The sequence below is a fragment of the Corynebacterium sp. KPL1814 genome (assembly GCF_000478175.1).
Lineage (GTDB): Bacteria > Actinomycetota > Actinomycetes > Mycobacteriales > Mycobacteriaceae > Corynebacterium.
This window is the reverse complement of the sequence record NZ_KI515776.1, coordinates 63,804-90,119: the sequence shown is the minus strand read 5'-3', so window position 1 is coordinate 90,119 and position 26,316 is coordinate 63,804. Positions and strand designations below refer to the sequence as shown.

22 protein-coding genes are annotated in these 26,316 nt (G+C 57.6%); 7 read left to right on the top strand and 15 right to left on the bottom strand.

All coding sequences use genetic code 11. The annotated features are described in order from the left end of the window. Nucleotides 1-14: 14 nt before the first annotated feature. The 5 genes from gyrB to dnaA form a co-directional block, all read right to left on the bottom strand. Entirely contained in the window at nt 15-2,084 is a 2,070-nt protein-coding gene (gyrB, locus tag HMPREF1257_RS06515) for a DNA topoisomerase (ATP-hydrolyzing) subunit B (RefSeq protein WP_023024613.1), read from the bottom strand. 168 nt (nt 2,085-2,252) lie between these two features. Then, nucleotides 2,253-2,822, bottom strand: a complete 570-nt coding sequence (locus HMPREF1257_RS06510; protein ID WP_023024611.1) for a DciA family protein — start codon at nt 2,820-2,822, stop codon at nt 2,253-2,255. After that, nucleotides 2,819-4,009 (bottom strand): DNA replication/repair protein RecF, encoded by a 1,191-nt coding sequence (gene recF / locus HMPREF1257_RS06505; protein WP_023024609.1) that lies wholly within the window; start codon nt 4,007-4,009, stop codon nt 2,819-2,821. The genes HMPREF1257_RS06510 and recF overlap by 4 nt, the downstream gene beginning before the upstream one ends. Next, nucleotides 4,009-5,190: a DNA polymerase III subunit beta gene (gene dnaN / locus HMPREF1257_RS06500; RefSeq protein ID WP_023016404.1), complete on the bottom strand. Its 1,182-nt coding sequence runs from the start codon at nt 5,188-5,190 to the stop codon at nt 4,009-4,011. The genes recF and dnaN overlap by 1 nt, the downstream gene beginning before the upstream one ends. A gap of 619 nt (nt 5,191-5,809) precedes the next feature. Next, nucleotides 5,810-7,510: a chromosomal replication initiator protein DnaA gene (dnaA, locus tag HMPREF1257_RS06495; protein ID WP_023024606.1), complete on the bottom strand. Its 1,701-nt coding sequence runs from the start codon at nt 7,508-7,510 to the stop codon at nt 5,810-5,812. 672 nt (nt 7,511-8,182) lie between these two features. Between dnaA and rpmH the strand changes: the two genes are divergently transcribed. The 7 genes from rpmH to HMPREF1257_RS06470 are packed head-to-tail and all read left to right on the top strand — an operon-like array spanning nt 8,183 to nt 12,515. Then, nucleotides 8,183-8,326: a 50S ribosomal protein L34 gene (rpmH, locus tag HMPREF1257_RS11830; RefSeq protein WP_005275994.1), complete on the top strand. Its 144-nt coding sequence runs from the start codon at nt 8,183-8,185 to the stop codon at nt 8,324-8,326. Nucleotides 8,327-8,329: 3 nt separating this feature from the next. Then, on the top strand, nt 8,330-8,710 hold the full coding sequence (rnpA, locus tag HMPREF1257_RS06490; protein ID WP_023024604.1) for a ribonuclease P protein component: 381 nt from the start codon (nt 8,330-8,332) through the stop codon (nt 8,708-8,710). Next, entirely contained in the window at nt 8,698-8,979 is a 282-nt protein-coding gene (gene yidD / locus HMPREF1257_RS11825) for a membrane protein insertion efficiency factor YidD (protein ID WP_172596733.1), read from the top strand. Before rnpA ends, yidD begins: the two co-directional genes overlap by 13 nt. Before the next feature lie 13 nt (nt 8,980-8,992). After that, nucleotides 8,993-9,976 (top strand): membrane protein insertase YidC, encoded by a 984-nt coding sequence (gene yidC, locus HMPREF1257_RS06485; RefSeq protein WP_023024601.1) that lies wholly within the window; start codon nt 8,993-8,995, stop codon nt 9,974-9,976. Nucleotides 9,977-10,009: 33 nt separating this feature from the next. Further along, nucleotides 10,010-10,609: a 16S rRNA (guanine(527)-N(7))-methyltransferase RsmG gene (rsmG, locus tag HMPREF1257_RS06480; RefSeq protein WP_034659477.1), complete on the top strand. Its 600-nt coding sequence runs from the start codon at nt 10,010-10,012 to the stop codon at nt 10,607-10,609. Nucleotides 10,610-10,619: 10 nt separating this feature from the next. Beyond that, the gene (locus HMPREF1257_RS06475) at nt 10,620-11,468 is read left to right on the top strand and encodes a ParA family protein (RefSeq protein WP_023024597.1); all 849 of its coding nucleotides are present in this window, start codon (nt 10,620-10,622) and stop codon (nt 11,466-11,468) included. A gap of 6 nt (nt 11,469-11,474) precedes the next feature. After that, entirely contained in the window at nt 11,475-12,515 is a 1,041-nt protein-coding gene (locus HMPREF1257_RS06470) for a ParB/RepB/Spo0J family partition protein (protein ID WP_023024595.1), read from the top strand. A 75-nt stretch (nt 12,516-12,590) separates the two neighbouring features. Here HMPREF1257_RS06470 and HMPREF1257_RS06465 read toward each other — a convergent pair whose 3' ends face one another. The 10 genes from HMPREF1257_RS06465 to murJ form a co-directional block, all read right to left on the bottom strand. Continuing rightward, nucleotides 12,591-13,952 carry an MFS transporter gene (locus HMPREF1257_RS06465; protein ID WP_023024594.1) on the bottom strand — a complete coding sequence of 454 codons (1,362 nt, stop codon included), beginning with the start codon at nt 13,950-13,952 and terminating at the stop codon, nt 12,591-12,593. A gap of 141 nt (nt 13,953-14,093) precedes the next feature. Further along, entirely contained in the window at nt 14,094-15,275 is a 1,182-nt protein-coding gene (locus tag HMPREF1257_RS06460; RefSeq protein WP_034659476.1) for an N-acetylmuramoyl-L-alanine amidase, read from the bottom strand. A gap of 82 nt (nt 15,276-15,357) precedes the next feature. After that, nucleotides 15,358-15,681 carry a thioredoxin gene (gene trxA, locus HMPREF1257_RS06455; protein WP_005280453.1) on the bottom strand — a complete coding sequence of 108 codons (324 nt, stop codon included), beginning with the start codon at nt 15,679-15,681 and terminating at the stop codon, nt 15,358-15,360. Nucleotides 15,682-15,688: 7 nt separating this feature from the next. Beyond that, entirely contained in the window at nt 15,689-16,615 is a 927-nt protein-coding gene (trxB, locus tag HMPREF1257_RS06450) for a thioredoxin-disulfide reductase (protein ID WP_005275966.1), read from the bottom strand. Nucleotides 16,616-16,747: 132 nt separating this feature from the next. After that, a complete protein-coding gene (locus tag HMPREF1257_RS06445) occupies nt 16,748-17,296 on the bottom strand; it encodes an RNA polymerase sigma factor (RefSeq protein WP_023024591.1) in 549 nt (182 codons plus the stop codon). A 93-nt stretch (nt 17,297-17,389) separates the two neighbouring features. After that, nucleotides 17,390-19,909, bottom strand: a complete 2,520-nt coding sequence (gene pepN / locus HMPREF1257_RS06440) for an aminopeptidase N (RefSeq protein WP_023024588.1) — start codon at nt 19,907-19,909, stop codon at nt 17,390-17,392. Between the two features lie 69 nt (nt 19,910-19,978). Next, nucleotides 19,979-20,962: an ATP-binding protein gene (locus HMPREF1257_RS11820; RefSeq protein WP_198010501.1), complete on the bottom strand. Its 984-nt coding sequence runs from the start codon at nt 20,960-20,962 to the stop codon at nt 19,979-19,981. Nucleotides 20,963-21,090: 128 nt separating this feature from the next. Next, nucleotides 21,091-21,693 (bottom strand): helix-turn-helix domain-containing protein, encoded by a 603-nt coding sequence (locus HMPREF1257_RS11620; protein ID WP_051138391.1) that lies wholly within the window; start codon nt 21,691-21,693, stop codon nt 21,091-21,093. 533 nt (nt 21,694-22,226) lie between these two features. Further along, the gene (locus tag HMPREF1257_RS06430) at nt 22,227-22,760 is read right to left on the bottom strand and encodes a YceI family protein (RefSeq protein ID WP_023024584.1); all 534 of its coding nucleotides are present in this window, start codon (nt 22,758-22,760) and stop codon (nt 22,227-22,229) included. A gap of 111 nt (nt 22,761-22,871) precedes the next feature. After that, nucleotides 22,872-26,309, bottom strand: a complete 3,438-nt coding sequence (gene murJ, locus HMPREF1257_RS06425) for a murein biosynthesis integral membrane protein MurJ (protein ID WP_023024582.1) — start codon at nt 26,307-26,309, stop codon at nt 22,872-22,874. Nucleotides 26,310-26,316: the final 7 nt, after the last annotated feature.

Below are 26,316 nucleotides of genomic sequence, written 5' to 3'. Positions count from 1 at the left end.
GCTAGGCCAGCGATTTAGATATCCAGGAAGCGGACATCCTTCGCGCGGCGGGTAATGAAGGAGCGGCGGGCGGCCACGTCATCACCCATGAGGATGGAGAACAACTCATCGGCGCGCTGTGCGTCTTCCAGGTCCACGCGGCGCAACAGGCGCGTGGAGGGATCCAGGGTGGTCTCCCAGAGCTCGGAGGCGTTCATCTCGCCCAAGCCCTTGTAGCGCTGGATGCCGTCATCCTTGTTGATCTTGCGGTTTTGCTCCAGGCCTTCCGCCAGCAGCTTATCGCGCTCGTCATCAGAGAAGGCGTAACCAGGCGTACCCTTGGACCACTTCAGCTTGTAGAGCGGCGGGTTAGCTAGGTACACGTGGCCATCCTCAACCAGCTGCGGCATAAAGCGGAAGAGCAGAGTCAACAGCAGCGTGGCGATGTGCTGGCCGTCCACATCGGCATCCGCCATCAGCACGATCTTGTCGTACCGCAGCTTCTTGATATCGAATTCCTCGTGGATACCGGTACCCAACGCGGTGATGATGGCCTGGACCTCGGCGTTCTTTAGGACCTTATCCATGCGGGCCTTTTCCACGTTCAGGATCTTGCCGCGCAGGGGCAAGATGGCCTGGAACATGGAGTCACGGCCGGCCTTCGCGGAACCGCCCGCAGAGTCACCCTCCACGATATAAAGCTCCGAACTCCGCGGATCCTTAGAGCGGCAATCCGCGAGCTTGCCGGGCAATCCGCCCAGATCGGTAGCGGACTTGCGGCGCACCATCTCGCGCGCCTTGCGCGCTGCCATGCGGGCATGCGCCGAGGAGACGGCCTTATTGATAATGGCCTTTGCCTCTGCCGGGTTGGCATCAAACCAGTCGTTGACGTACTCGTTGACCGAGCGCTGCACAAAGCCCTTGATCTCGGAGTTGCCCAGCTTGGTCTTTGTCTGGCCCTCGAACTGCGGGTCGCCCACCTTGACCGAAATGACGGCGGCCAAGCCTTCGCGGCAGTCATCGCCGGAAAGGTTGCCGTCCTTGTCCTTAATGAGCTTGTGCTCCTTGGCATAGCGGTTCATCAAGGAGGTCAAAGCTGCGCGGAAGCCCTCTTCGTGCGTGCCGCCCTCGTGGGTATTGATGGTATTGGCAAAGGTGTGCACGGACTGCTTATAGCCCTGATTCCACTGCAAGGCCACCTCGACCTCGTGGTCCTCGGCCTTTGCCTCGAAGGACACGATGGTGGGGTGAATAGCGTTTTTGGACTTATTGAGGAATTTTACGTAGTCCGTCAGGCCCTCCGGGTAGTGGAAGGTGATCTTCTTGCGGCGCTTCTTATCGGCCTTGGTGACGTTCTTGGAGTCGGATTCCTCGTTGAAGGTATCGCCGGCATCGGGGACATCATCAAAGGAGGTCTCATCCGCGCTCGCCTCACCGGATTCCGCATCCGCGATTTCCTCGAGCTCGATCTGCTCTTCGGTCACGCGTTCATCAATAAGCTCGATGGTCAGGCCCTTGTTCAGGAAGGCCATCTCCTGCAGGCGGCGCGCAATGGTGTCGTAGTCGAACTCGGTGGTTTCAAAGATCTCCGGATCCGCCCAGAAGCGAATCTTGGTACCGGTACCGCGGGCGTTGCCGCCTTCTACAAGGTCATCCGGGATGGCGTTCTGGAAGTTTTGGTACCAGTGCTTGCCCTCACGCTTGATCTCCGCCTCCACGCGGGTGGACAAGGCGTTGACCACGGAAATGCCGACGCCGTGCAAACCGCCGGAAACGGCATAGGAATCGGAGTCGAATTTACCGCCGGCGTGCAGCTGCGTCATGACCACCTGGACGGTCGGCGCACCGGAGGCGTGCATCTCCACCGGGATACCGCGGCCATTATCGATGACCTCGACGCCGCCGTCTTCCAAAAGCTTGACGGTGACCTTGTCCGCGAAGCCTGCCATGGCCTCATCGACGGAGTTATCGACGATCTCCCAGATAAGGTGGTGCAAACCGCGCGATCCGGTAGAACCGATGTACATACCGGGGCGCTTGCGGACGGCCTCTAGACCTTCCAGGATCGTAATTGATCCAGCATCATATGCGTGTTCTTCAGCCACGGATTCGTGCTCTCCTTTTGGCTATAGCTAATTCTAAGACTTTCACTATTCTACACGCATACCCCCTACTGAATGACACCCCACACCGGCCAGAGGTAGCTATGTGGCGCGCTCTGTGGTTATTTATCTTTTAAAGGGCAGAGCTAACCTGCGCCTATCAGCCACTTATCAGCCGTAGGTATCTTGCGATCCCTGCGGTTTCACCCACTGCCGCCCCTCGTAATTGCGCTGCTGCCGCGGGCCATGGATCCGCAGTTCAGCGATGACATCGGGGCCGAGCCGGTCCGCAATTTTGCGCAGGATTTCCCGCTGCAGGTAGCGCAATTCCGTGGCCCAGGTGGAGTTATCGCAGGAAATGTAGACGATCTTGTCCTTGATTTTTTGCGGCTGCGTATGGGCGGCGATGCGCTCGCCCACCAGGTTTTCCCAATTTCCCATCACCCAGCCGTGCGCTAATTCATGCTCCCAGCCGCGGTGGGAAATCTCCTTTTTAATCTGTGCGCCCAGGCTCGGCACGTCGATCTTTCGCCGCGGCCTCCTGCCATCGGCGCCGGTAGGCCTGCCTACCTGGTAGCCGCGATAGTTCTGCTGTTGGGCATCCTCCAAGGAGGGCACCGGCATCTTCGGCACCGGGCGCGTAAGCTTCGGCGGGTTCTTCGAGGTAGAGCGCACCAAGCGGAAGTATTGGGTGACGGGATCCGTGCGCTGCGTGCCGGTTTCCCCTTCTTCCTCACTCATGCCTCTTCCTCGCTATCCTCTCCCGCGGTTTCTTCCGTGTGCAGGGTGGAAATGCGCCCCTGGTCCGTATCTTCCACTCCTACCCGGTAACGCACGATGGGCTCCAGGTTATCCGGTAAGTCCTCATCCACCGCGGCGGTAATTAGCACCTGTTCTGCCGTGGCGGCCAGGTGAACCAGCTGAGTGCGGCGCTTGGCATCGAGCTCGGCAAAGACATCATCCAAGATGAGGACCGGATCGGATCCCCCCTCCTCGCGCAGTAGCTCAAACTCAGCCAAGCGCAGGGCGATGGCATAAGACCAGGTTTCGCCGTGGCTGGCAAAACCCTTGGCTGGCTGATCCCCCAGGTGGAGCACGAGGTCATCGCGGTGCGGGCCCACCAAAGAGATTCCGCGCTCGATCTCGCGCTGCCGCGCATTAGCCAGCTCGGTCAGCATGACCGCCTCCAGCACCTCGCGGTCAGAGGTATCAATGGTGGATTTATACTCCACGTGCGCAGGCCGCGACTCCGGTGCGAGGCCGGCATAGGCGGCGGGAATGTGGTCCAAGAGGGCATCGACAAGCGCCAAGCGCGCCGCAATGACCTGTGCGCCTAAGCGCGCGAGCTGGGCATCCCACGTATCCAGCGTCGATAGCGCCGAGGCGCCATCGCTATCGCCATAGCCGCGCCGCAAGCTTACCGATGCCGACTTCAACAACGCATTGCGCTGCTTTAATACCTTGTCATAATCCGCCTTAACCCCAGCTAGGCGCGGGGTGCGCGAGGCGATGATGCTATCGAGATACGCGCGGCGCCCCGCGGGCTCACCGCGCACCAAGGCCAAATCCTCAGGGGAAAACAGCACCGTTTTCACCACGCCGAGCAACTCGCGCGGGCTGCGCAGCCTCGTGCGGTTAATCTGCGCCTGGTTGGCGGCGTGGGGTTTTATCAGCAGGTGGGTGGTTAATTCGCGCCCCTGGTTCACGGCAGTAAGGGACACCCGCGCGCTCTGCGCGCCCTGGCGCACCAGCGGCGAATCATGGGAGACGCGGTGGGAAGACAGGTGGGCGGTATAGCCCACGGCTTCCACGATATTGGTCTTGCCAAAGCCATTGCGGCCCACAAACAGAGTAATCCCTGGGCCCAGCTCAAGCTTTAGTTCGGGCCATGAGCGAAAATCCCGAACATCGAGATCCCGTATAAACATTAACCTGGCAGGCGAACCGGCATTAAGAGGTAGGTGAAGTTGGTCTGCGGCGTGGGGAAATTGCCATCCTCATCCGCTTCCGGCAGTTCCTCTGGCTCCGGGATCATGATGGCGGGGCGGGAAGGCTCCGTAAACCCGAAGACCACGCGATCGGTGTTGATGACCGCTAGGCCGTCCTTCAAATAGCCCGGGTTGAAGGCGATGAGGAATTCATCGCGGCCATGGAACGCGCACGGCAGCGTCTCGGTGGCATTACCAGCATCGGCGCCGGCGGACAGGGTGACCTGGCCATCGGCAAATTCCATGCGGATCTGCGCATTGCGGTCCGTCAGCAGGGAAACGCGGCGAATGGCCTCTTGCAGCGGCGCCACCTCAACCGAGGCAATATTCGTGTGCGACTTCGGTAGCAAGGGCTGGACGTTTGGGAAATCCGCATCCAGCATGCGCGTAGTGGTTTCTCGGTTATCCGCGTGCAGGCCAAATAGGCCATCGGCGCCGATATTATCGCCGGAACCCACCGCGATCTCGATGGGAATATTCAAATGCGGATCCAGGCTGCGGCCGGTATCTTGCAAGGTCTTTGCCGGGACCAGGAGCTTTGCTTCTACATCCTCAGCGGCCGGCTCCCACTCCAGGGTGCGCATGGCCAAGCGGAAGCGGTCCGTAGCCGTCATCTCAATATCTTTGCCGTGGATATCCATGTGCACGCCAGTAAGCATGGGCAAGGTGTCATCCTTGCCGGCTGCGGATGCCACCTGCTGGATGGCCTCTGCGAAGAGCTGCGGTTGGATCGTGCCGGTGACCTCAGGCAGGACTGGCAATTGCGGGTAATCATCGAGCGGGATGAGCGGTAGCTCGAAGCGGGAGGACCCACAAGTAACCAAAGCCTTGGAATCTACCTGAGAGATCTCAACTTCCTTATTGGGCAAGGTAGCCACGATATCGGAAAGCAACTTACCGGCAACGGCGATCTGGCCGGGCTCATCCACCATGCCGGCGATGCGCACCTTGGTAGAAACCTCGTAATCAAAGCCGGTGAACTCTAAGCCGTTGTCATCAGCGGTGATAAGCATCGCGCGCAGCACTGGCTGGGTGACCTTGGAAGGCAGGCTGCGGGCAACCCACGCTACGGCGTTGGCAAGGTCATCTTTGGCAACGCGAAATGACACGGCTTCATCCATGGTGCGAAGAGCTCCTCTTTGGCGGGGTAGGAATGTGTAACTTTCAAAAGCTGGCTTCCAACTTACCGCATCCGGTGAACCTTGTAATTTTCCCTCCGCCCGTCCGAGCCAGCGCCGCGTGCTCGGCCCCGGGCACAATTCCACACATCCCCTTTCTACTTACAAGATCAGAGAAATAATTTAGTAGTAGTAATAAGCGCTGTGGGATCTGTGATCAACGGGGTAAATGACAAGTTCAGCGCAGCGATCCGGGGTGTGCCAATTCTTGTGATCTTGCTGTGATCAACTGGCCCGTAGTGTGGATAAATTGGCGGGTCATCGTTTTATCCACAGCCTGTACTAGTTTTCCACGGATCTGCACACAGCACTGATCACAGGGGCGTCTGTGCTGGATAGGGCCTGTGGAATTTAAAACTGTGAGCAAAATCTACAAATTACATCCATGAAATTACACAGGTGTGGATAACTCTGTGGATAGCTGTTTATGCGGTCTTTGCAGGGACATAGGCGCTGGTAGGCGGCGGTGGAAGGTGGAGGGCATCGGCAAGCGCACCGCCTGCTTACAAAAATGGCGCCTTCCTGTTATTTAAGGAAGGCGCCACTGGGTGGTTCGTTTGATCTAGGCGCGACCGCGATTCTTGATGCGCTGGGTCAGGGACTGGATCTCGTCGTAGGTATTGCGCTTTTCCGTCATCTCTTTGCGGATCTTGCGATCGGCATAGATCACCGTGGTGTGGTCCTTGCCGCCGAATTGCTCGCCAATCTTGGGCAGCGATAGCTCAGTCAATTCGCGGCAGAGGTACATCGCCAACTGGCGGGCATGGGCCACCGCGCGCTTCTTGCCGGCACCGCGCAGGGTTTCCACATCAATATCGAAGTATTCCGCGGTGACCTCCATGATGGAGGCTGCCGTAATTTGCCGGTCAGCAGAATCCGGCGCGAGATCGCGCAACGCAATTTCTGCCATTTCCACGTTGATCGGCTCATTGACCAGGGACGAGTAGGCGGATACGCGAATGAGCGCGCCCTCAAGCTCGCGAATGGAAGACTCGAAGCGCGAAGCGATGAGCTCCAGGACGGAGCGATCCACCTCAGTGCCATCGGCGGCGGCCTTCTTCATCAAAATGGCAATGCGGGTTTCCAGATCGGGCGGTTGAATATCCGTAATCAACCCGCCCTCAAAGCGGGTGCGCAGGCGATCCTCCAGCGTGGTGAGCTGTTTTGGCGGGCGGTCCGAGGACAAAATGATTTGTTTATTGGCCTGGTGTAGCGCATTGAAGGTGTGGAAGAACTCCTCCTGCGTGGATTCCTTGCCCTCTAAGAACTGGATGTCATCCACCATCAAAATATCGAGGTTGCGGTAGCGCCGCTTGAAGGATTCCTGGCGGTCATCGCGCAAGGAATTAATATAGTCATTCGTAAATTCTTCCGAGGACACGTATTTCACGCGCAGCCCTGGGTGCAGCACCTGTGCGTAGTTGCCCGCGGCATGCAAAAGGTGCGTTTTTCCTAGACCAGAACCACCCCAGATAAAGAGCGGGTTGTAGGCGCGGGCGGGATTTTCCGCCACCGCCACCGCCGCGCCATTGGCAAAACGATTCGAAGAGCCGATGACGAAGCTTTCAAAAGTGTGCTTCGGGTTTAGCGAGGTCTCCCGGTTGGGATCGTGCGCTGGGGCCTCTCGCGGAATGCGCGCGGCATTCGCAGATCCGCCGAACTCTGGTTGCTGGCGGTTATAGTCCTGCTGGCTGGTGTAGTGCTCCGCCAATTCATCCAGGCTTGCCGGGGCATGGCTGGAGCGCCAATTAGGCGGGGCCTGACCTGCGGTGGGGTTGTTGTTTCCGCGGGCTGCCGCCGCATCCGTTTGTTGGGGGCGGGAGACGTAATTTTGCGCGGAAGAAGTATCAGTCTGTGCCGGCGGCATGTGCTGTGCCTGCGGGTCGGGCTGGGAAGAAGGAGCCTGCCCGCTTGGCGATGCCCCTCCCGGTGCCGGTTGCGAATTCGACGGGTTAGCCGGGGGTTGCGGCTCCTGCGGGGTAGCCAAGGTGACGGCGAAGGAACACGGGCGGCCAAGGTGGCGGGTAAGGGCCTTGGAGATGTATCCGCCGAGCTCATTTTCTACAACTTCTTTGGCGTTGACATTTTCCGCTGCGACCAGCGTGTAGCCTTCCACCATCATGATCGGGCGAACCAACTGCAGGTAGAGGCGTTGCGTATGCGAAAAGCTCGGGACCTCAGAGTTGGGCTGCTCGGATTGCGCGAGCAGATCATCGACGATCGCGCGCCAGACAGCTTCTAGGTTCGCTTGTGGTTCAGTCACAACGGGCTACCTTCAATAATTCTCTCGGGGACGGGTGGACAGTAAATAACAAATTCCACGGTGGATTCCACCGCGGTTTTCACAGTGGTTTTTATCGAGTCACCTCGATCTCCACAGAGTTATCCACAGGTGTGGAAGAAATAGTTATTCACAGCTTAGTGCATGGCTGTGGATAACTTGTGATAGACCACTTTATAGCGTTGTACTGCGGAAATACTAAAACTCTCAAGTGGTTATTTAGAGTTATCCACAACGGTTTGCTAGCTGTGGAATTCGATTACTTAGTTCTACCGCCGCGAAGGCGGGTGTGTCTAACGGAAGATTTATACTTAAAATGCAAGCGGCTATGGACCATCGCGACGCGCTGGATTAGCCGCAGGATGAGCGCCAAAACTGGCCTTCTAGCTGCAGGAAAAAACACTTATGTAATTTCGGGTGTACCCGAGTGTCGATTTGTTTCCAGCGGTTTAAATCACGTAATCTGGCATGGTCTATTGCAACAGAGAGTTGCGCGTGAACAGGACAGCGTCACTTCGCATTGGCTGGGCTACCAGAGCTCGCCGAACGTTCGGATAACAGTGACGCGTCAGGTTCATGGAATCCATTCATCAGTGGATGTGCTGCCGTTTTGCGGCGGCAGTATGTCCACGTACAACTTCAAGGAGAATTGACGTGGCAAAGGGTAAGCGCACGTTCCAGCCGAACAACCGTCGCCGTGCACGTAAGCACGGTTTCCGTACTCGCATGAGCACCCGCTCCGGTCGTGCAATTGTGGCCGCTCGCCGCAAGAAGGGCCGCGCAAAGCTGTCCGCATAAGTCATGCTGCCAGCCCACCACAAGCTCACATCACCGCCGCAATTTCGGCGGACGATGAAGGGCAGTCGCCGGCAGGGTACTCGCACCGTCGTCGTGTATGCGCGCGATACTATGGGTGCGAATTCCACTGGCACCATGGGCAATCCGGCCGAGATCGCGGCCACCGGGCCGCGATTCGGCCTCATTGTTTCTAAAGCCGTCGGGAATGCAGTGGTACGCCACCGCACCTCCCGGCGGCTTCGCCATGTGTGCATGACGCTCATCCCCAAGCTCCCAGCGGGCGTGGATGTTGTGATTCGTGCGCTACCTGCAAGCGCGACCGCCACCAGTGAGCAATTAGAAAAAGATATTACTAAGGCGCTGCGCAAGCAATGGGATATTTAAATACCCGTGGGGAAGAAATTCCTGCAGCCTCCGGACTGGCCGCACCGTTGGTTAAAGCGGTTCGTTTCTACCAAAAACATGTCTCGGGCCTTAAGATGGTATCAACCTGTCGGTTCGAACCGACATGCAGTGCTTATGCTTTAGAGGCGTTGTCCAGACATGGCGCGCTTAAAGGTACGGCGATGGCAATGGCTAGGGTGTGCAAATGTGGGCCCTGGCATCCGGGCGGATTCGATCCAGTCCCGGTACCGGTCACCAACAACAACTGAGGATTAAACACTCGTGCTTAATTTCATTTACTGGCCAATTTCGGCCGTTTTATGGTTCTGGCACTGGCTGCTATCCCTCGTAATGGATCCCGCATGGGGCATTACGTGGATTTTGGCCATCGTGCTGCTGACCTGGACGCTGAAGGCGCTCATGGTCAAGCCCACCGTGAGCCAGATTCGATCTTCACGCAAGATGCAGGAAATCCAGCCCAAGGTGCAGGAAATCCGCGCGAAGTACGGCAACGATCAGGCTCGAGCCGCGCAGGAAATGCAGAAGGTTTATAAGGAATCTGGCGTTCGCCCGATGGCCGGCTGCCTTCCGGTCTTGGTGCAGATTCCAATGTTCATTGGTCTTTTCCACGTGCTGCGCTCGTTCGACCGCACGGTTGCTGTAGCCGGCGGCATTGGACACCCCAGCGGCGAACCGATGTCCATTGAGGCCAACGCCAATACCGCGAACTACATCTTTAAACCGGAGCTCGTCCAGCAGTTCTTGGATGCCAAGATCTTTGGCGTTCCGCTGGTTACTAACCTCCGCCTGAACTCGCCCCTGGTGGAAGGCGTTACCACTACCACCCAGGCGGCGTTCATCATTGTGCCGATGATTGCCGTCATTGTGGTGCTGATGCACTTTAACGCGCGCATGAGCCTGAACCGCCAAGAAAAGCGCCGCGCCCAGGGCAAAACTTCCGCCCCGCAGGGCCAGAATGCGGAAATGATGCAGCAGCAGATGGCCATGATGTCCAAGATGATGCTGTGGGTCATGCCCGCAATGCTGATCTTCTCCGGCTTCATCTGGCCCATCGGTTTGTTGTTCTACATGCTGTCCAACACCGTGTGGACCTTCTTCCAGACCCGCATCATCTACGGCAAGATGGACCGCGAAGAAGAAGAGGAAGAGGCCGCTAAGATTGAGGCTAAGCGCACTACCGCTCCAAAGCCTGGCGCTCGCAAGAAAGACAACCGCACCAAGAAACAGCGGAAGAACGACAACTAAACAGCTACTGAGGAGATTCTCATAGTGTCCGAGATGGACCCGTCTGCAGTATTTGGCTCCCGCCTGCCGCTCGCGCAGGAATACCACGATTCGCTCGCTACAGACGGGTCCACTCGTGGTTTTATCGGCCCGCGCGAGGTACCGCGGCTGTGGGAGCGCCACATCTTAAACTGCGCAGTTATTGAACAAGTCATTCCGGAAGGCGCCACGGTTATCGATGTCGGCTCTGGTGCCGGATTGCCCGGCATCCCGCTGGCCATCGCTCGTCCCGATCTGCACATCACGCTCATTGAGCCGCTTTTGAAGCGCTATAACTACCTCAACGAGGTAACCGAAAAGCTGGGATTAGATAACGTCACCGTGTTGCGCGGGCGCGCCGAAGAAGGACCTATTAAAAAGGCAGTGGCCGGCGCGGACGTCGTGACCTCCCGTGCAGTTGCTCCCCTGGGAAAGCTGGCAAAGTGGTCTCTTCCCCTAGTGCGCAAAGGCGGGGAAATGATCGCGCTGAAGGGCTCTTCTGTACACGAAGAGCTGGAGCGCGATGCCGCGGATATTAAGAAGGCCGGCGGCGGAAAAGCCGAGGTCACGACCGTTCACGGAACCACGATTATCCGTGTCCCGCGCGTGAACTAAAGTAGACGGCATGACTAATCCGCGCCTTATCACTATTGCTAACCAGAAGGGCGGCGTAGGTAAAACCACCTCCGCCGCCAACTTGGCCGCAGCCCTTGCTACTGAAGGCAAGAAGGTATTGGTCATTGACCTTGACCCCCAGGGAAACGCATCGACCGCCATGGGCGCGGAACATAGCTCAGGAACCGATTCCAGCTATGAATTGCTCTTGGGCGATTGCACTGCGGAAAAGGCCATGCAGGCTTCCCCGCATAACTCCAACCTTTATTGCATCCCCGCGACCATCGATCTTGCCGGTGCGGAAATTGAGATGGTGTCTCTCGTGCGCCGCGAGTTTCGGCTTTACGATGCCCTCCATAACGGGTTCCTAGAAGAACACGGCTTTGAATACGTCTTTATTGATTGCCCGCCATCTCTGGGTTTGCTGACGATCAATGCCATGACGTGTGCGGAAGAAGTCATCATCCCTATCCAGTGTGAGTACTACGCACTGGAGGGCGTGGGCCAGTTACTGGGCAATATCACCATGATTCGCGAGCACCTCAATGAAGATCTGCATATCTCTGCGGTGCTCCTTACCATGTATGATGCACGTACACGTTTGGCCGAAGATGTGGCCGATAACGTCCGCGAGCAATTTGGCGCCGTTGTCATGGGCAACGTCATCCCGCGTTCAGTGCGCGTCTCAGAGGCGCCTGGTTACGGGACCACGGTGATTGATTACGCCCCTTCGTCCACCGGCGCACGGGCGTACCTCGCCGCGGCTCGCGAGCTCAATAGGCGCGGTGATTATCGCCCGCATCCCACCACGGGAGCGATTGGCGTGAGCCCCGAAATTTATGCGGAATTGGAAGGATAGGATTTCATGGCAGAACAAAAGCAAGGTGGCCTAGGCAAAGGCCTAGCCGCTCTCATCCCGTCCGGCCCCGATGCACCTACCCGCAAACCACGGCTGGGTGATTCCGCCGCAGATATTATCCTGGGAAATTCTACGGGAAATAGTGAGCGCAAGGCGCGCGGCGAGAAGCGCGTAAAGGGCGCTCCCACCATTCAACAGGGTTCCAGCTCCAAGGCCTCCAAGAAGCGGCAAGCTACACCGGCAGCAATCGGCGCGACCTACCGCGAGATTTCCGTGGGGGAAATCGTCCCCAACCCCAAGCAGCCGCGCACCGTTTTTGACGAAGATGAGCTCAGCGAGCTGGTTCACTCCATCCGCGAGTTCGGCCTCCTGCAGCCGGTCGTGGTCCGCCCCTCCGAGGAGGGCGGATTCGAGCTCATCATGGGTGAGCGTCGTTGGCGCGCCTCCTCCAAGGCTGGCTTGGCCACCATCCCTGCCATCGTGCGCGACACCAAAGATGACAACCTGCTGCGCGATGCCCTGCTGGAAAACATCCACCGCGTCCAACTCAACCCTTTGGAAGAGGCACACGCTTATCAGCAGCTCTTGGAAGAGTTCGGAGTAACCCAGAACGAATTAGCGGACCGCATTGGCCGCTCGCGCCCGCAGGTGACCAATATGCTCCGCCTGCTGCGGTTGCCGGTGGACGTGCAGAAGCGAGTCGCCGCAGGCACCCTCTCGGCCGGTCACGCCCGCGCTATCTTGGGCCTTGACGATAAGGAAGCGATGGACTACATCGCGGACCGGGTTATTTCAGAGGGCCTGTCCGTGCGCGCTACCGAGGAAGCCGTGACGCTTTATAAGCGCGACGGGAAACCCGCGGAGAATAAGAAGAAGTCCCAGGTACCACAGCCGCAATTTTTCACCGACTCGGCCGAGCGCCTCTCAGATCGTTTCGATACTAAGGTCACCGTGACCATGGGTAAGCGCAAGGGCAAGATGGTCGTAGAATTCGGCGACCAGGAGGATTTCGAGCGCATCATGGCGCTGATGGAGCGGGATAAATAACCTGCTCCTGTGGCAGGTTCCCCAGGTGCCTGCCGAATTCCCAAAGTTAGTGCCCTCCTCTTTAGAGCGAGGGCACTATTTTTTAGAAAAGATGAAGTGGCCCTTGGCTTGTTCTTCCTCGTGTTCGGCGCCAAGCGGAATGCCCTTGCGCTCGCGCAGGAGCAGGGCCGCAATAAATCCGACGATGCTTGCGGAGACAAGATATACGGATACCGCAAAGGTCGTGCCCGTTGCTTCTACCAACGCAGCCGCGATCATCGGGGCGAAGGCACCGCCGAGAACGGAACCGATGGCATAGGTAATCGATACGCCCGAAGCGCGAATGGATGCTGGGAAAAGCTCGGTATACATGGCAGATTGCGCACCGTAGGTTAAGCCGAGCCCGATCGTCAGGAAGATGAGGGCGACATAAAGTAATCCCAGGGACGCCGTATTAACCAGCGGGAAAAGGGCCGCTGCGCCGATTGCTTGAATGACAAATCCGACGAGATACGTCGTGCGGCGTCCGATATAATCCGATAACCAGCCAGCGAAAAGCGTAAAGATGAGCCACGTGAAGGCGGACAGCGTGACGGCATTGAGGACATCGCCACGCGCGAGCGAGACCGGGCCCTCGGGGTTTGTGGCGTAATTCTGAATATAACCACCGGTGGTCATATATCCCACGGTGCCGTTACCTGCAAAAACTAGGGCCGCGACGAGGACAAGCGGGAAATACCGCTTGAACAAGATACCAATGGGGTTTGCCGCCTCGCGCTTCTTATTATCTGAGATCTCTTGAAAGACCGGTGACTCATCGACGCCGATGCGGATGGCGTAGCCGATGATCACTAGGACGAAGGAAAGCAAGAATGGGACGCGCCAACCCCATTCAAGGAAGGCATCCCCTGGCGCGATGACATTCATGATGGATAGCACGCCAGAGGACATCAGCAGGCCGATGGGGACTCCGATTTGTGGCCCAGCGCCGAAGAGGCCACGCTTATGGTTGGGCGCGTGTTCAACTGCAAGCAGCACCGCGGAACCCCACTCTCCCCCGGCAGAGATGCCCTGAACGATGCGGAGGAAAATCAACAGGATCGGAGCCCATACTCCCGCCGTATCGTAGGTAGGCAGGAGGCCGATTAGCGTGGTGGCCCCACCCATGGCAAAAAGGGTGACCATGAGGACAAGGCGGCGACCAAGGCGGTCACCAAAATGTCCGGCCAGGAAAGCGCCAAGGGGGCGAAAAAGGAAGGATAGGCCCACGGAGGCGAAGGAAACGATGCTGGCTACCCCACCTTCTAAGGGGCCGAACATCACTTGGTTAAATACCAAGCCGGCGACGGCAGCATAGAGAAAGTAATCGTACCATTCAATCGCAGTTCCGATTGTGGTGGCAGCTACTACGCGGCGCGTTTCTTTTCTAGAAATAGGGGCGGAGGTTGAGCTGCCCATTATAGGAATCCATTCAATTGGTAGATATCAATAGCTTGGACTGATACTAATCGAATGAATTCTATTGGTACAAGATAACGCAGTTAATCGTGCGCGGCGGCCAGTGATTAAGCCCGCTCGGTGCGCTCCAGCCTGTGCAGGTTAAGCCTGCTCCGCTTGGAGAAGCTCGGAGAATTTGTAGGTACCGGTAATGGCGGTGTCTTGCTCCATGAGGTACATGCGCTTGACGGCGATGACGATTGCTTCTGCAATATCGTCACGGCGCTTCGGGTTGGTCAGGATTTTGACGTCCTCAGGATTGGTGAGGTAACCCAAAAAGATCTGAACAACCGGCATCTGCGTCAGGCGCAAAAGATCCCAGGTGCGGCCGTGGTTAGAACAGTCCTGCAGATCGGTGCGGGCCACGATTTCACGTTGGATGAAGCCGGAAAGGGTTTCACCAATGAGTGAGGAGTTTCCGGATTCGGAACCAAAGTAGAACGTGGCAACGCCGTGGGCCTTCTCATTGGGATAAGAATCGCACGCCAAAGAGATGACCATATCGGCATCGAAGGCATTGGCCAGCTCGGCACGGGATTGCACGTCCGCATCGTCGGTGCGGGGGCGCGAAATAATTGTTTCCATGCCGGCGGCGATCATGCGGCCTTCGATGCGTTGGGTGAGATCCCAAAGGATTTCTTGCTCAGAAATATCACCAAAACGGCCCTTGACCGTGAAGCCGGAGTCCCGGCCACTTAGTGCAGGGTCAATGACCACGCGCTTGCCCGCCAACTTTGGCCCGGCATTGCGCACACGCTCGCGCTCTAAAATATTGTGCGCCGAACCGCCGGTGATGCGGCGGCCGAGCAAGCTGAGCGCGCGAATGGTAGCCGGTCCACACACGCCGTCTTCCTGCAGCCCGCAATTGTGCTGGTATTCGGTTAAGGCAGCGTGGGTATTGCGGCCAAAATGACCATCGACGCGATCTTGATAGAAACCGAGCTCTTGCAGTTGTTGCTGCAATTGCGAAATGTCATCGCCCACCAATGGATTGGTGGGTTCATAGCTCAAAACGCGGCTGCCCAGGGTATAAGAGGCTTGGCGCAATTCGCGCAGGGTCAGATCGTCGATCTCTCCCGTTGGGAGGATGCCGCGCGATTGCTGGAATGCCTTGAGCACTTCAGCGAGATCGGCATCAAAGGTCTTATCAGTCTCGGAGTACTTCTGCTTTTTCCAGGCAGAGAGTTCGCCCGTGAAATCTGATAAGAGGCCAAGGCGAGCCAAGGTGGCGCGAGCTTCAGCTACGCGCACACTTGAATCACCAACCCGAAGAACGCGATTCACGCCTTTCACCCCTTCCACGGCCTAGGACTTTAGACCGCATGGCAGATTTCCTACTCGGTAACTTTAGTAACAAGAGTAACAGCTATAGCTGCTTTTTCACTTGCGCCACGATGTCATCTTTAGAACGCAGGCCCACAAACTCGTCGACCTTTTCGCCATTGTTGAAAATCAATACATTTGGAATGGACATGATTTGGAACATGGCGCCTAGGTTTCGTTCTTCATCGACGTTGACCTGGGCAATGGTGACTTCACCGTCGAGCTCATCTGCGACCTCTTCCAAGATCGGAGACAGCTTCTTGCATGGCCCGCACCATTCCGCCCAGAAGTCCACGACGACGGGTTTATCCGCCTCGATGACATCAGAACGGAATGTTTCAGTGGTTACCTTTTTGACGTTACTCATACTGAATCTAACGGTTTGCAGCCAAGAATTGTTCCGCATCCATGGCAGCGCGGCAGCCAGAACCTGCAGCGGTGATGGCCTGCTGATAATGGTCATCTACCAAGTCACCGCAAGCGAAAACGCCAGGCAGAGAGGTCTTAGTAGAGGGCTGGTCAACCTCAACGTAACCATTATCATTGAGCTTCACCTGGCCGTTTAGGAAGGACGAACGCGGATCGTGGCCAATGGCAACGAACATGGCGGTCACGTCCAAGGTGGAGGTTTCCCCAGTCTCAACGTCCTTGAGCTCTAGGCCGCCGACCTTGCCGTCATCCTCAAGCACGCGCTCGACAACCTTATTGGTCTCCCATTTAATCTGCTCGTTTTCCTGGGCGCGGTCCAGCATGATCTTGGAGGCGCGGAAGTTTTCGGAGCGGTTGACAATGGTGACAGACTCCGCGAACTTGGTCAGGAAGGTAGCTTCCTCCATAGCGGAATCGCCGCCGCCGATGACGGCGATATTGTGGCCCTTAAAGAAGAAGCCATCGCACGTAGCGCAGGTAGAAACACCGCGGCCGGAGAGCTCTTCCTCACCGGGAATGCCAAGGTGACGCGGTGCGGCGCCAGTGGCGAGGATTACCGTGCGGGCTTCAAAAACCTCATCGCCCACGTGGAGCTTTTTAATATCGCCCTCCAATTCAACGGAGTCGACGACTTCCATGCGCAGATCCGCACCAAAGCGGATTGACTGTGCGCGCATTTCTTCCATGAGCTCTGGGCCCATGATGCCCTTTTGGAAGCCCGGGTAGTTCTCTACCTCGGTGGTGTTCATTAATTCGCCACCGTATTCAAATCCCTCGAATACAATGGGGCTGAGTTCAGCACGAGCGGCATAAAGCGCGGCGGTATAACCGGCAGGTCCGGAACCTACGATGGCAACATCGTGGACGGTCATTGCTAACTCCCTAAAATCACAGTGTCATTTTGCGTAACGTCAAGAGTCTACCCGCCAGATTGCGAAACGTTCATATTGCAAAGGCTAGCGGCTGCGAAATTGATGCAAGAATGATGCGATATCGAGATGTAGTTAACCGATGGCTTCACGCAGTACCTCCCGCGCGCGTGCCCGGCGAGATTTAACGGTGCCAGGCTTTACGCCCTGGGCGGTGGCGACTTCGTTGACGCGGAACCCGGCGACATCGGTAAGCATGAGTGCTTCGCGCTGATCTTGCCTTAAAAGCTCCATGGCCTCGCGGACGACGAGTTGTTCCGCCAGATTTTCGGATGGGTTGTGTGCCAGCAGCGGATTGCGATCATCGGCAAAATCATCGCTATCGAGCGAGGCGTTTTCCCTATTAGCCCGGTGGTTTAAATAGTCGTAGCCGGTGTTTTTCACCAGGCGGTGCAGCCACGTGCTTAGGGCCGATTCCCGCCGGTAGCTATGGAGATTGCAGCTAGCGCGCAGGAAGGCTTCTTGCACGACATCCTGCGCATCGTATTCATTCCTTGTATAACGCCGCGCCACAGTGGTCAGCCGCTTGCGGTGGCGTTCCACGATGGCGGAAAAGGCCTTATTATCCCCCTCGATAAAAGCATCAACTAATTCTTCGTCGCTGTGGTCAGGACTTAATGGCATCTGTAGATTCCCCCCGGATCAACAAGTGTTAAAGCAATTGTGACCCGGGGAGAACTCCGGCGCGAGCCGGCAGCGGTACAGTCTATTGACCGCCTACTGTTGGGCGCGCACGCGCAGGGTGCGGCGCAGGTGGTCGCGGCACTCCAGAAGCACGCGGCGCAGCGCACCCGGCAAATCCTTGTGCAGGAGATCCGTGGTAGCGGACTCCGCCATGGAAGATTCCGGGTAGAGGCCGCGGATCAGCCGGTTGGCGATCTCGATGGGGTGGTTATCCCAGATGTCTTCGACGCGGCGGAAGAACTCCTCGGCGAATTCTTCTTGCAACTCCGCCGAGCGCGGGGCGTTGAAGCCGGCCAGCAGGGCATCGACTTCCGCATTGGAGTACTCCCCTGGCGTTAGCGCGCTATCGAAGGCGGCCCGCTTGGTCTCCGGCGTGGGGAAGGCGTGGCTAGCGCCTAAGAACTCGGCGGCGCCGGTCAGCGTATTATCGCGCTGCTTTTCTGCCTCCAGCTCATCCAGTTTGACGGCGTCGCGGGCGGCCAGGGCGCGCAGGATGGACCAGCGGATCTGCGGATCGAGGCGCAGGCCCTCGACCGTGCCAGCAAGCAGGTCACGCAGGCGATCGGTGCCGGAGGCCTCCGGCGTTGCGGCCAGCGCGGCAATGGCGGTGCGGGCTAGTATGAGCTGCGCATCGGAGCCTGGATCCGCGGCGCTGAGCTGTTCCCACAGCGCATCGGCGAATTCGGCGCGCACCTGTTCGCGGCGGTCTTCGGCCACATAGTGCTGGATGGCAAAGTGCGCATTGCCGTAGACGGTGGTCAGCAGCGTGGCATTGGTCTCTGCGGGTGCGTGCTTGGCGACGACGCCCACGTACTCCTCCGCATTCCACTCCCCATCCCTGGTGAGGTTCCACAGCGAGGTCCAGATGACCGCGCGGCTGAGTCCATCCTGGACCTCGGACAGGTGATCGCTGATGGTGGCAAGCGAAGCATCGTCGAAGCGGACCTTGGTGTAGGTGTGGTCGGCATCGTTAAGCAGCAGCAATGTCGGGGCCTTCTCCCCTGCCGCCTCATCCACGATGGTGCGGTGGCCGCCGGCGGGAAGGTCGATGTCGAACTCGCGGTACTTGTTCAGGTGGGCATCAAAAAGCGCCACGCTCAGGCGGTGCGGGCGGGTCGTATCCTCGGCTTCGGCGCTCACCGCGAGCTCGGTGATCTTCTCACCCTCCGTGTGCAGTTCCGGGGTGAGGGTATCCGGACCCCAGGTGCGCAGCCATGCCTTTGACCAGGAATCGAGGTCGCGGTCAGTGTGCTTTTTCAGGGCCGTGAGCAGGTCATCGAAGGTGGCCGCGGCAAACGCATGCTCCTGGAAATAATCCCGCGCCCCCGCATAAAAGTTATCGCGGCCCACGTAGTGCACGAGCTGCTTGAGCACCGCCGCGCCCTTGGCATAGGTAATGCCATCGAAGTTCTGGCGCGCGGCATCGACGTCTGGGATTTCGGCCTTGATGGGGTGTGTGGTGGGAAGCTGATCCTGCAGGTAAGCCCAGTTTTTGCGCTGGCCGGCGAAGTTGACCCAGGCCTCTTCGTAGGCGGTGGCGTGCACGGAGGTATCGGCGCCCATGAACTCGGCAAAGGACTCCTTGAGCCAGAGATCGTCCCACCACTGCGGGGTGACAAGATCGCCGAACCACATGTGGGACATCTCGTGCAGAATGGTATTTGCGCGAGCGGCCTTCTGGCTGCGGGTGGCTTTAGAGCGGAAGATATAGCTTTCCGTAAAGGTCACCAGGCCCGGGTTCTCCATGGCGCCGAGGTTATATTCCGGCACGAAGATGGAATCGTACTTGCCCCAAGGGTAGGCAAAGCCGAAGTTCTCGTGGAAATAGTCCATGCCCTGCGCGGTAAGTTCCAGAATCTCCTCGTCCAAGTATTCAAACATGGAGGCGCGGGCAAAGGCGCGCAGCTGCGCGGAGTGATCGCCATCCGGCGAGGTCCAGATGCGTTCCTGATACTTATATGGCCCAGCGGCAAAAGAGGTGAGGTATGTAGAAAGCGGCGGGGTGGGTGCGAAGCGAACCGTAGCATTGTCCCCGTGCTCCTCGCGCTCGATCTCCGGCTGATTGGAGAGGATCTGCCAGTCCTTCGGCGCGGTCATGGCGACGTGGAACGGCGCCTTGAGGTCGGGCTGCTCAAAGCAAGGGAAGATGCGGCGGGCATCGGAAGGCTCGAGGTGCGAGTACAGATAGGTCGCGTCATCGGCCTGGTCGTGCATGCGGTGCAAACCCTGGCCCGTACGCGAGTAGCGCGAGGCGCCAGTGACCTCAATGGTTAGCTCCTCCCCCACCGGTAGCTCGTGGAGGCTGATAAGGGTGCCATCAAAGTCGACGTCCCGCGCCTGACCGTTAACCGTAACCTGTTCTACCGATTCTCCCAGGTAGTCCAGGAAAAGCTCGGACTCGGTGGTGGTGAGCTCTATGCGGCTCGTCGCGCCGAACGTCGGGCTTTCCTTCACCTGAGATAAATCCAGGTGCAGGTGGTATGCCCGCAGGTCTACTGCTGCAGCGCGCTCCTGGAGCAGCTCGTGTTGGGTTTTATCGCGTTGTGTCGTCATAGTTAGAAACTATAGTTACCGCAGAAGCTGGGCTCAGGAAGATGTGCTCCTGAATCTGCGAGGAGCATTTCAACCGGCGACAATCCACCGAGTATTACTGCCTCTTTGTGGGCCCGATGGATCGATCGTGGCTTGTCCCATTTTTTTCAAATGGCGCAGGATATCAGTTATCATCTTTCTGTCGACACCTAGTTCCTCGGCCGTCTCCCGTGCGGAGAGTACTTCGCCTGCTTCAAGCTGTGCCAAAATCCAATCTTGCACTGAGGCCGATGAAATTGCTCCTTGTTTATTCAATCCCATGAGTTTCCTCGCGTCACCAGACAGGATCCATTCCCCGGCGTTCCGAAGCCTTTCCAGGTATCCAATAGACGAATACCACTGGAGAATATCTTGGGCTTCTTGCTCGGTGACCTGCATTAGAGCGGCTGTGGATCGGTTGAGCAAAATCTTGTGATCCATGAGTTGGCGTGCGATAAGTAACCCATTGATACTTTCGAACGCCTTGTCCGGGTAATGGTCGTTTAATTTAGCTAACGCATAGACAAAGTCCTTGTCTACCTCACCAGAAGATAGGCTTACTTCGACAAAATTCTCCGCTGTATGCAAAGCCGGGGTATGGCGTCCACTAGCTAACATCGCTGCCCACATGCGGTCGAAACCCCGTGAAGATTCCTCTGCAAGGTCCAGCATTCTTAAGGCAGCCATGAGTCGCGGATTGCGGGGAATCGATTGAGTAGTTAAGATTCGCTTTTCTGTGACTCCCACTGGCAACGGTCCTGGTGACCACACAGTAAGCGCTGTCGGTGATTGGTCAATGACTACTGCACTACTAGCATCCCAATCCCTGTGTGCGAGAGCGTTAGAAATGACCTCGTCCACTGCGGTCTCAGGAAAGGCTGGGATAGAAATCTCTTGCCCATTTGGGAAGGTCACGCGTGCAACTTCTGTTCGTGCTGCGGTTGCTACGAGCTCTTTTAGCCTCAGGTAGGCGGTGATCAAAGGTGCAGATATTTCCGTGGCCTGGGGATCTCCTCCAGGTACCTCACGGGCCAAGTGTCTGATGGTAGTTCGACTGTTGGCTGGAGTAATGAACAGGATTTTTGCGGCGTAGGTTAACTGACCATCGCGGGTGAGAAGACCGAGCTCGGAAAGTAGTTCATTGGTCGTGTGGGGTACTCGATCTAAGGAACCTGAAGCCGATCGTGCTTTTTTGAGGAGCCGGCGCGCTTGATCGATGGCTGTAGCATCCAAATCTTCGAAAGAATATCGGGACTCAGCTGCAGAAAAGTCCGGATTTGCGCGCTGAAAGGCGATGGAGCGCCGCTCTTCTTCAGAAAGTGGCACGCACGAGGTGCCTCTGCAATGCTGGCCTGCCCTTTCGGGCGTTGGTAAAGTGTCAACCCCTTGGGAATTCGCAGACAAATAAGCCGCTGACCGCAATAGTTAAGTTCAGTTCCTTCTACTCTGATTCCAGGTTGAGTACCATTAAATATTTTCTGCTCAATCCATTCGATGCTGCGTGAGGTTCCGGTAAAAGCTGCGGCACCTGCCCTTTTATCTGAAACGCCCAAGACGATATGGCAAACCCCGTCGTTCGCGTTGGAAAAGCATATGGTTTCATCAATGAGGAATTCAGTAAGTGAAGCATCTGGGTTTCGATTCTGTGGATGTGTTGCGGGATCTTCTTTGAAGTCCAAAACCTGACTCTCTTGGCTATCGGCGGTAGCACCTTCCTCGATAGCTTTGAGAGCTGCGTAAACGGCCTGCAATTCTGCCTCAGACATAAATGAATGCTAGCACAAGTTGTTTCAAACAACTTGTGCACAACTCCTCGAAGCTTAATTATTCGATTACAACAGATGTGCTGGTCAGAAGAGTAGCAAGTTGTTTGAAGTTGTTTACCTTAAAATCGCGCGGCGATTCCAGGGTCGTAAACGAGGGACCTAGGAATTTCTTTAAAAACCCAGCCTAACTTCGATATTTTGGGCAAACTGCTACTTCCGGCGGGGGTGCTAACTCGCGAATACTTGGGGGCTTCGCGGAACCCAGAAGTTGTTTGAAATAACTATACACAACTCTCAACTAATATAATTCGGTCGCTTCTTCATACCTGCAGCTCAAGGTATAAATTCAAGTTGTTTGAAGTTGTTGTGGAGTTGTTTTGTGCTGGCCGAGTAATTGCCCAGACAAGGCACCAAACCTGAAAGATTTGCCTGGGGAATACGACTAAAGCCCGCGGCCGAGTGGGTACGCGGCGCGGGCTTTAGTTGTTGGTAACCAGGGGCAGTGAGAGCCCAAGGTTTTCAAAGAAGTGCGATTACTGCTTGATGGCAGAAACCTCGAGCTCGATCTTGATGTCTTCAGAAACGAGGACGCCGCCGGTCTTGAGCGGAGCGTTGAAGTCGATGCCGAAGTCTTTGCGGTTGATCTTGGTCTGTGCCTCGAAGCCCAGGCGGAAGTTGCCGAACGGGTCCTCAGCGGTAGCGACCTCTTCAACCTTGAGGTCGACGGACTTGGTGGTGCCCTTGATGGTGAGGTCACCGGTGACGGTGCCGTTGCCGTCCTCGTCTACGTTGACGTTGGTGGTGGTAAAGGAAAGCTCTGGGTACTCCTCCACGTTGAAGAAGTCTTCGTTCTTTACGTGGCCATCGCGGTCCTCGTTACCGGTGGAGATGGAGTCAGCCTTGATGGTGGCCTCTGCGGTGGAGTCGGCGATGTTCTCGGCGACGTTGATGGTGCCTTCGAATTCACCGAAGTTGCCGCGCACCTTGGTGACCATGGCGTGCTTGGTAACGAAGCCGATGACGGTGTGCTCTTTGTCGATGGTGTAGGTACCTGCTGCGAGGGACATAATTGATTCTCCTAACGTTGTTGTTGATGTAACACCAACCACGATACCTGACTGGGCAATTTAGTCAAGCCTTGAAGTAAAATTTCTTTTTCCAACTCGTTGACCTCGGTCTTAAGGATGGCCTACAAGCTGGACCTCCCCCAGTGTAACCTCTTTTGACTTAGGCAGTTCTGTGATGACTATGAGCGCGGCATCGAATTGCTGCGGCGTTTCTTTCAGCTCCAAGTCTTCGTTTGCGTGCTTGAACTTGCCCTCCGCCAATTTGGGAAGAGAGCTCAGCTGTGGGTGCTCCGGATCGAAATCGTCTTTGTTGACGCCATAGATTTCATAGTGCGCGCCATTGGACCTGGTGTGGGTCACGGTCATGACGGAAAGATGGGCCGGGTTATCCAGGGTGAGTAAGGCGCCTGAACCGGTTTCCTTCGTGGACCAGGTGGTGATCGTCTTGCCATCGGTAAGCTGCTCATTATCCTCGCCGTCTGGCACCGTGATAGCGGACGATTCCTTGAGGTGCACCGGCGGGGTATCCGGGATCACCGTGGAGCCCTGCACGGTTTCGGTAACGGAACCGGTCTTTTCCACATCGCTGAGCAGGGACATGATCCACGTCGTGAGCGCTGCCATGCCCACGACAAAGATGGTGGCGAAAATGCCGATGACCACGACGCCGGAGCCCGAGTAACCGCGGCCGCCAAAGCCGGGTTCTTGCTTCGGATCCTCTTCCTGCGAGGGTTCATCTTCAACGACCACGGGGAGGGCCTCCGTCTTTTCTTCCTGCTCTTCTGGGGCGAATTCGCGCAGGCGCTTGGCGATGCCCGCCGAGGTCAACCCCTCTGCTTCCTGCAGCTCTTCCAGCTTTTCTTCGCGGGTCTCTGCATCCGCGGCATCAAAGGCCAGTCGTGCTGCTTCGAGGCGTTCTGCGGCCTCATCGGCGGTGAGGTTGGCGTCATCGGAAATATCGCGCAGCTTCTTTGGCGATGGTTCGGTGGATTCAACCAGCATGCTCAGCGCGGAGCTGAGGGCCTCGCGGTCGCTTTCCGCAGACGTCCCATCCAGCACAGCGGGGAAGGCAACCTTGACGATGCCGGAGGTGGATACGCGGAAGCGGTCGCGGTGCTCGACGCCGAGGATCAGGCCGGCGTCGTGGGCCGTGGCGGCATCGGCAAACAGCGGCGCTGTAGCGCGGGCGACGGAATTGGGGTCGAGGTTATCTGCCTCTGCCACCTGCTTGAGGGAGGTACCCTCAAACCAATCCGCCACCACCAGGCAGCCGGTGCGGTAGGACAAAATCTCGATATTATCCGCCATGGTCTCCAGGTTGAGCTCGGCCAAACGCCGCGTATTGCGGGAGATTTCGGCGGAGCGGCGGGCAGAGACCGTAGGCGTCGATGGCGCGATGGGCGCCTGGGTATTGGTATCGACGAACGTCAGCGCCACGAGGCGGCCGGTGGATTGCTCGCGGGCCTGCCAGAACCGAGCGCCGGATACAGCGCCGTGATCCTGCAGGAGGCGGAAGCGACCGTCCGAGACAGGGGCGCCGGGGACCAAGCGCGGGCCGCGGACGATACCGGCGGACATTGGTGGCGGCACCAAGGTGGCATTGAAGGAATCCTGCGTATAGACCGGCTGGATTTCCTGCAGGTCTGGTTCCTCGACCTCGATGGCCTTGGAACTGTCCACCGTGATGAACCGGGACATTCCCGGGATGCGCTGGAGGGCGCGTGCCAGGTTCTGCACCTCGGGCAGGGAGGACTTGGACAGGACGATCCCGGTGATAATCACAAAGACGATGCCCAGCACGACGACCTTGACCAGCGAGACGATCGAAGGCAGTTGCTCCGGCAAGACCAACTGCGCGATCCAGTACAGCGCCCACGAGGCAACCAGACCCACCGCGCCGGCGCCGGCGGACCAGAGGACCGTCTGGGTTACGGCCTTGCCGCCCAGGCTGCCCAGCTTGCGCTTGAGCAGGAAGCCGCCGATGACCGCACCGGAGACAAAACCGAAGCCGTTGGCGGTACCGAGGAGGATGACCACTCGGTCCGGGTTGCTCGTCATCAGCGGCGCCAGCAAGGTCAGCACAACCTTGGTCAGCGTGATGCCGGCAATGATGAAGGTGGGCGTCCACGCCTCTTCCCTGGCGTAGAAAACGCGCAGGTGCAGCAGCACCAGCGCATAGGGGATCAAAGTAAAGGCGGAAAAACTGATGGTGAGGCCGAGCTGCTCTGCGCTATCTGCGCCATAGGCGCCGTATTGGAACAGCGCGCGGGCGATGGGCACGCCGAAGCCTGTCATGAAAATGACGATGGGGATTAGCGCGATGAAGGTCAGCTTGGTACCCAAGGTAAGGTCACGCACGACGGCATCGACATCGCCATCGGCGGCATTGCGCGAAAGCCGCGGCATGATGGCGGTCAACAAGGTCACGCCGATAACGCCATAGGGCACCTGCAGCATCAGCCACGCGTTCTGGTACACCAGCGGCGCACCGGCATCGGCATACGCGGCCACGCGGGAGGTGACCACGTAACCCAGCTGGGAGATGGCCACATAGGTAATAATGGCCAGCGCCATGCCGCCGAATTGCTTGATGCGGGCATCGAGGCCCCACTTCGGGCGCAGGTTGATGCCGGCCTTCTTCAGGTACGGCACAAGGATCAAGCACTGCACGATCACTGCAGTGGTGGTGCCCAGACCCAGCAGCATGATGTGTGGATCCGCCACCGGCGTAGGCTCGTGTGGGTCGAGGCGACCTGGCAAAAATCGATACGCCAGGAGGACGCTGATGGAAATGATGTTATTGACCACCGGCGCCCAGGCGCCAGGGCCGAAGATATTCTTGGTATTTAAGACCGCCTGGAAGAGGGCAAAAAGGCCGTAGAACAGGATCTGCGGCAAGAGCAAGAAGGCCAATGATGTTGCCTGCACGGCATTGGCCTTGGAATCTTCAGGCAGCATCATCCTCGTTAATAATGGCGCGAAGATAACGGAGAGGATGGTGACGATGCCCAGGATCGAAAACGCCAGGGTAAAAAGTCTTCGGACGAAGGTTTCGCCGCGGTCCGAGTCTTCCTTCTCCGCGCGCACCAAGACCGGAACCACCAGTGAGGTCAGCACCGCGCCCAGCACGATTTCGGTGACCAGGTTGGGAATCTGGTTGGCGCTACTGAAGGCCGTACCCACCGTGGCACCCAGGGTGGCGCCGATCAGCATCTGCCGCAGGAAGCCGGTGATGCGTGAGAGCAGCGTGGCAATGGCCATCGTCCCCGTCGCGCGGATCACGTCCTGATTAGAGGCCTCGATCTCCGCATTGCGGCCAGTCAGCGCGGATTTATCTTCCTCAGGGGGAACAGTAGTGTTCTGCACTGAGGGCTTGAGCCGCTTTTCCGGTACCGGTGCGGGTGGAGAGGCGCGCACGATGCGGCTGCGCGCGCCGGCGGTAACCGGGACACGGTTCTCTTCCGCATTTGGGGCGGTATCCGTGGGGTCTACCGCGCCCGCAGGTGCCTTCTCCGCGTGGTGGGCCTGACGGCCATCTTTTTCGGTCATAGAGGAT

Coding starts and splice junctions, on each gene's coding strand:
- HMPREF1257_RS06510 (WP_023024611.1), bottom strand. CDS start 2,822: ATGAGTGAGGAAGAAGGGGAAACCGGCACGCAGCGCACGGATCCCGTC.
- recF (WP_023024609.1), bottom strand. CDS start 4,009: ATGTTTATACGGGATCTCGATGTTCGGGATTTTCGCTCATGGCCCGAA.
- dnaN (WP_023016404.1), bottom strand. CDS start 5,190: ATGGATGAAGCCGTGTCATTTCGCGTTGCCAAAGATGACCTTGCCAAC.
- rnpA (WP_023024604.1), top strand. CDS start 8,330: ATGCTGCCAGCCCACCACAAGCTCACATCACCGCCGCAATTTCGGCGG.
- yidD (WP_172596733.1), top strand. CDS start 8,698: ATGGGATATTTAAATACCCGTGGGGAAGAAATTCCTGCAGCCTCCGGA.
- rsmG (WP_034659477.1), top strand. CDS start 10,010: ATGGACCCGTCTGCAGTATTTGGCTCCCGCCTGCCGCTCGCGCAGGAA.
- HMPREF1257_RS06475 (WP_023024597.1), top strand. CDS start 10,620: ATGACTAATCCGCGCCTTATCACTATTGCTAACCAGAAGGGCGGCGTA.
- HMPREF1257_RS06470 (WP_023024595.1), top strand. CDS start 11,475: ATGGCAGAACAAAAGCAAGGTGGCCTAGGCAAAGGCCTAGCCGCTCTC.
- HMPREF1257_RS06465 (WP_023024594.1), bottom strand. CDS start 13,952: ATGGGCAGCTCAACCTCCGCCCCTATTTCTAGAAAAGAAACGCGCCGC.
- trxA (WP_005280453.1), bottom strand. CDS start 15,681: ATGAGTAACGTCAAAAAGGTAACCACTGAAACATTCCGTTCTGATGTC.
- trxB (WP_005275966.1), bottom strand. CDS start 16,615: ATGACCGTCCACGATGTTGCCATCGTAGGTTCCGGACCTGCCGGTTAT.
- HMPREF1257_RS06445 (WP_023024591.1), bottom strand. CDS start 17,296: ATGCCATTAAGTCCTGACCACAGCGACGAAGAATTAGTTGATGCTTTT.
- pepN (WP_023024588.1), bottom strand. CDS start 19,909: ATGACGACACAACGCGATAAAACCCAACACGAGCTGCTCCAGGAGCGC.
- HMPREF1257_RS11620 (WP_051138391.1), bottom strand. CDS start 21,693: ATGTCTGAGGCAGAATTGCAGGCCGTTTACGCAGCTCTCAAAGCTATC.
- HMPREF1257_RS06430 (WP_023024584.1), bottom strand. CDS start 22,760: ATGTCCCTCGCAGCAGGTACCTACACCATCGACAAAGAGCACACCGTC.
- murJ (WP_023024582.1), bottom strand. CDS start 26,309: ATGACCGAAAAAGATGGCCGTCAGGCCCACCACGCGGAGAAGGCACCT.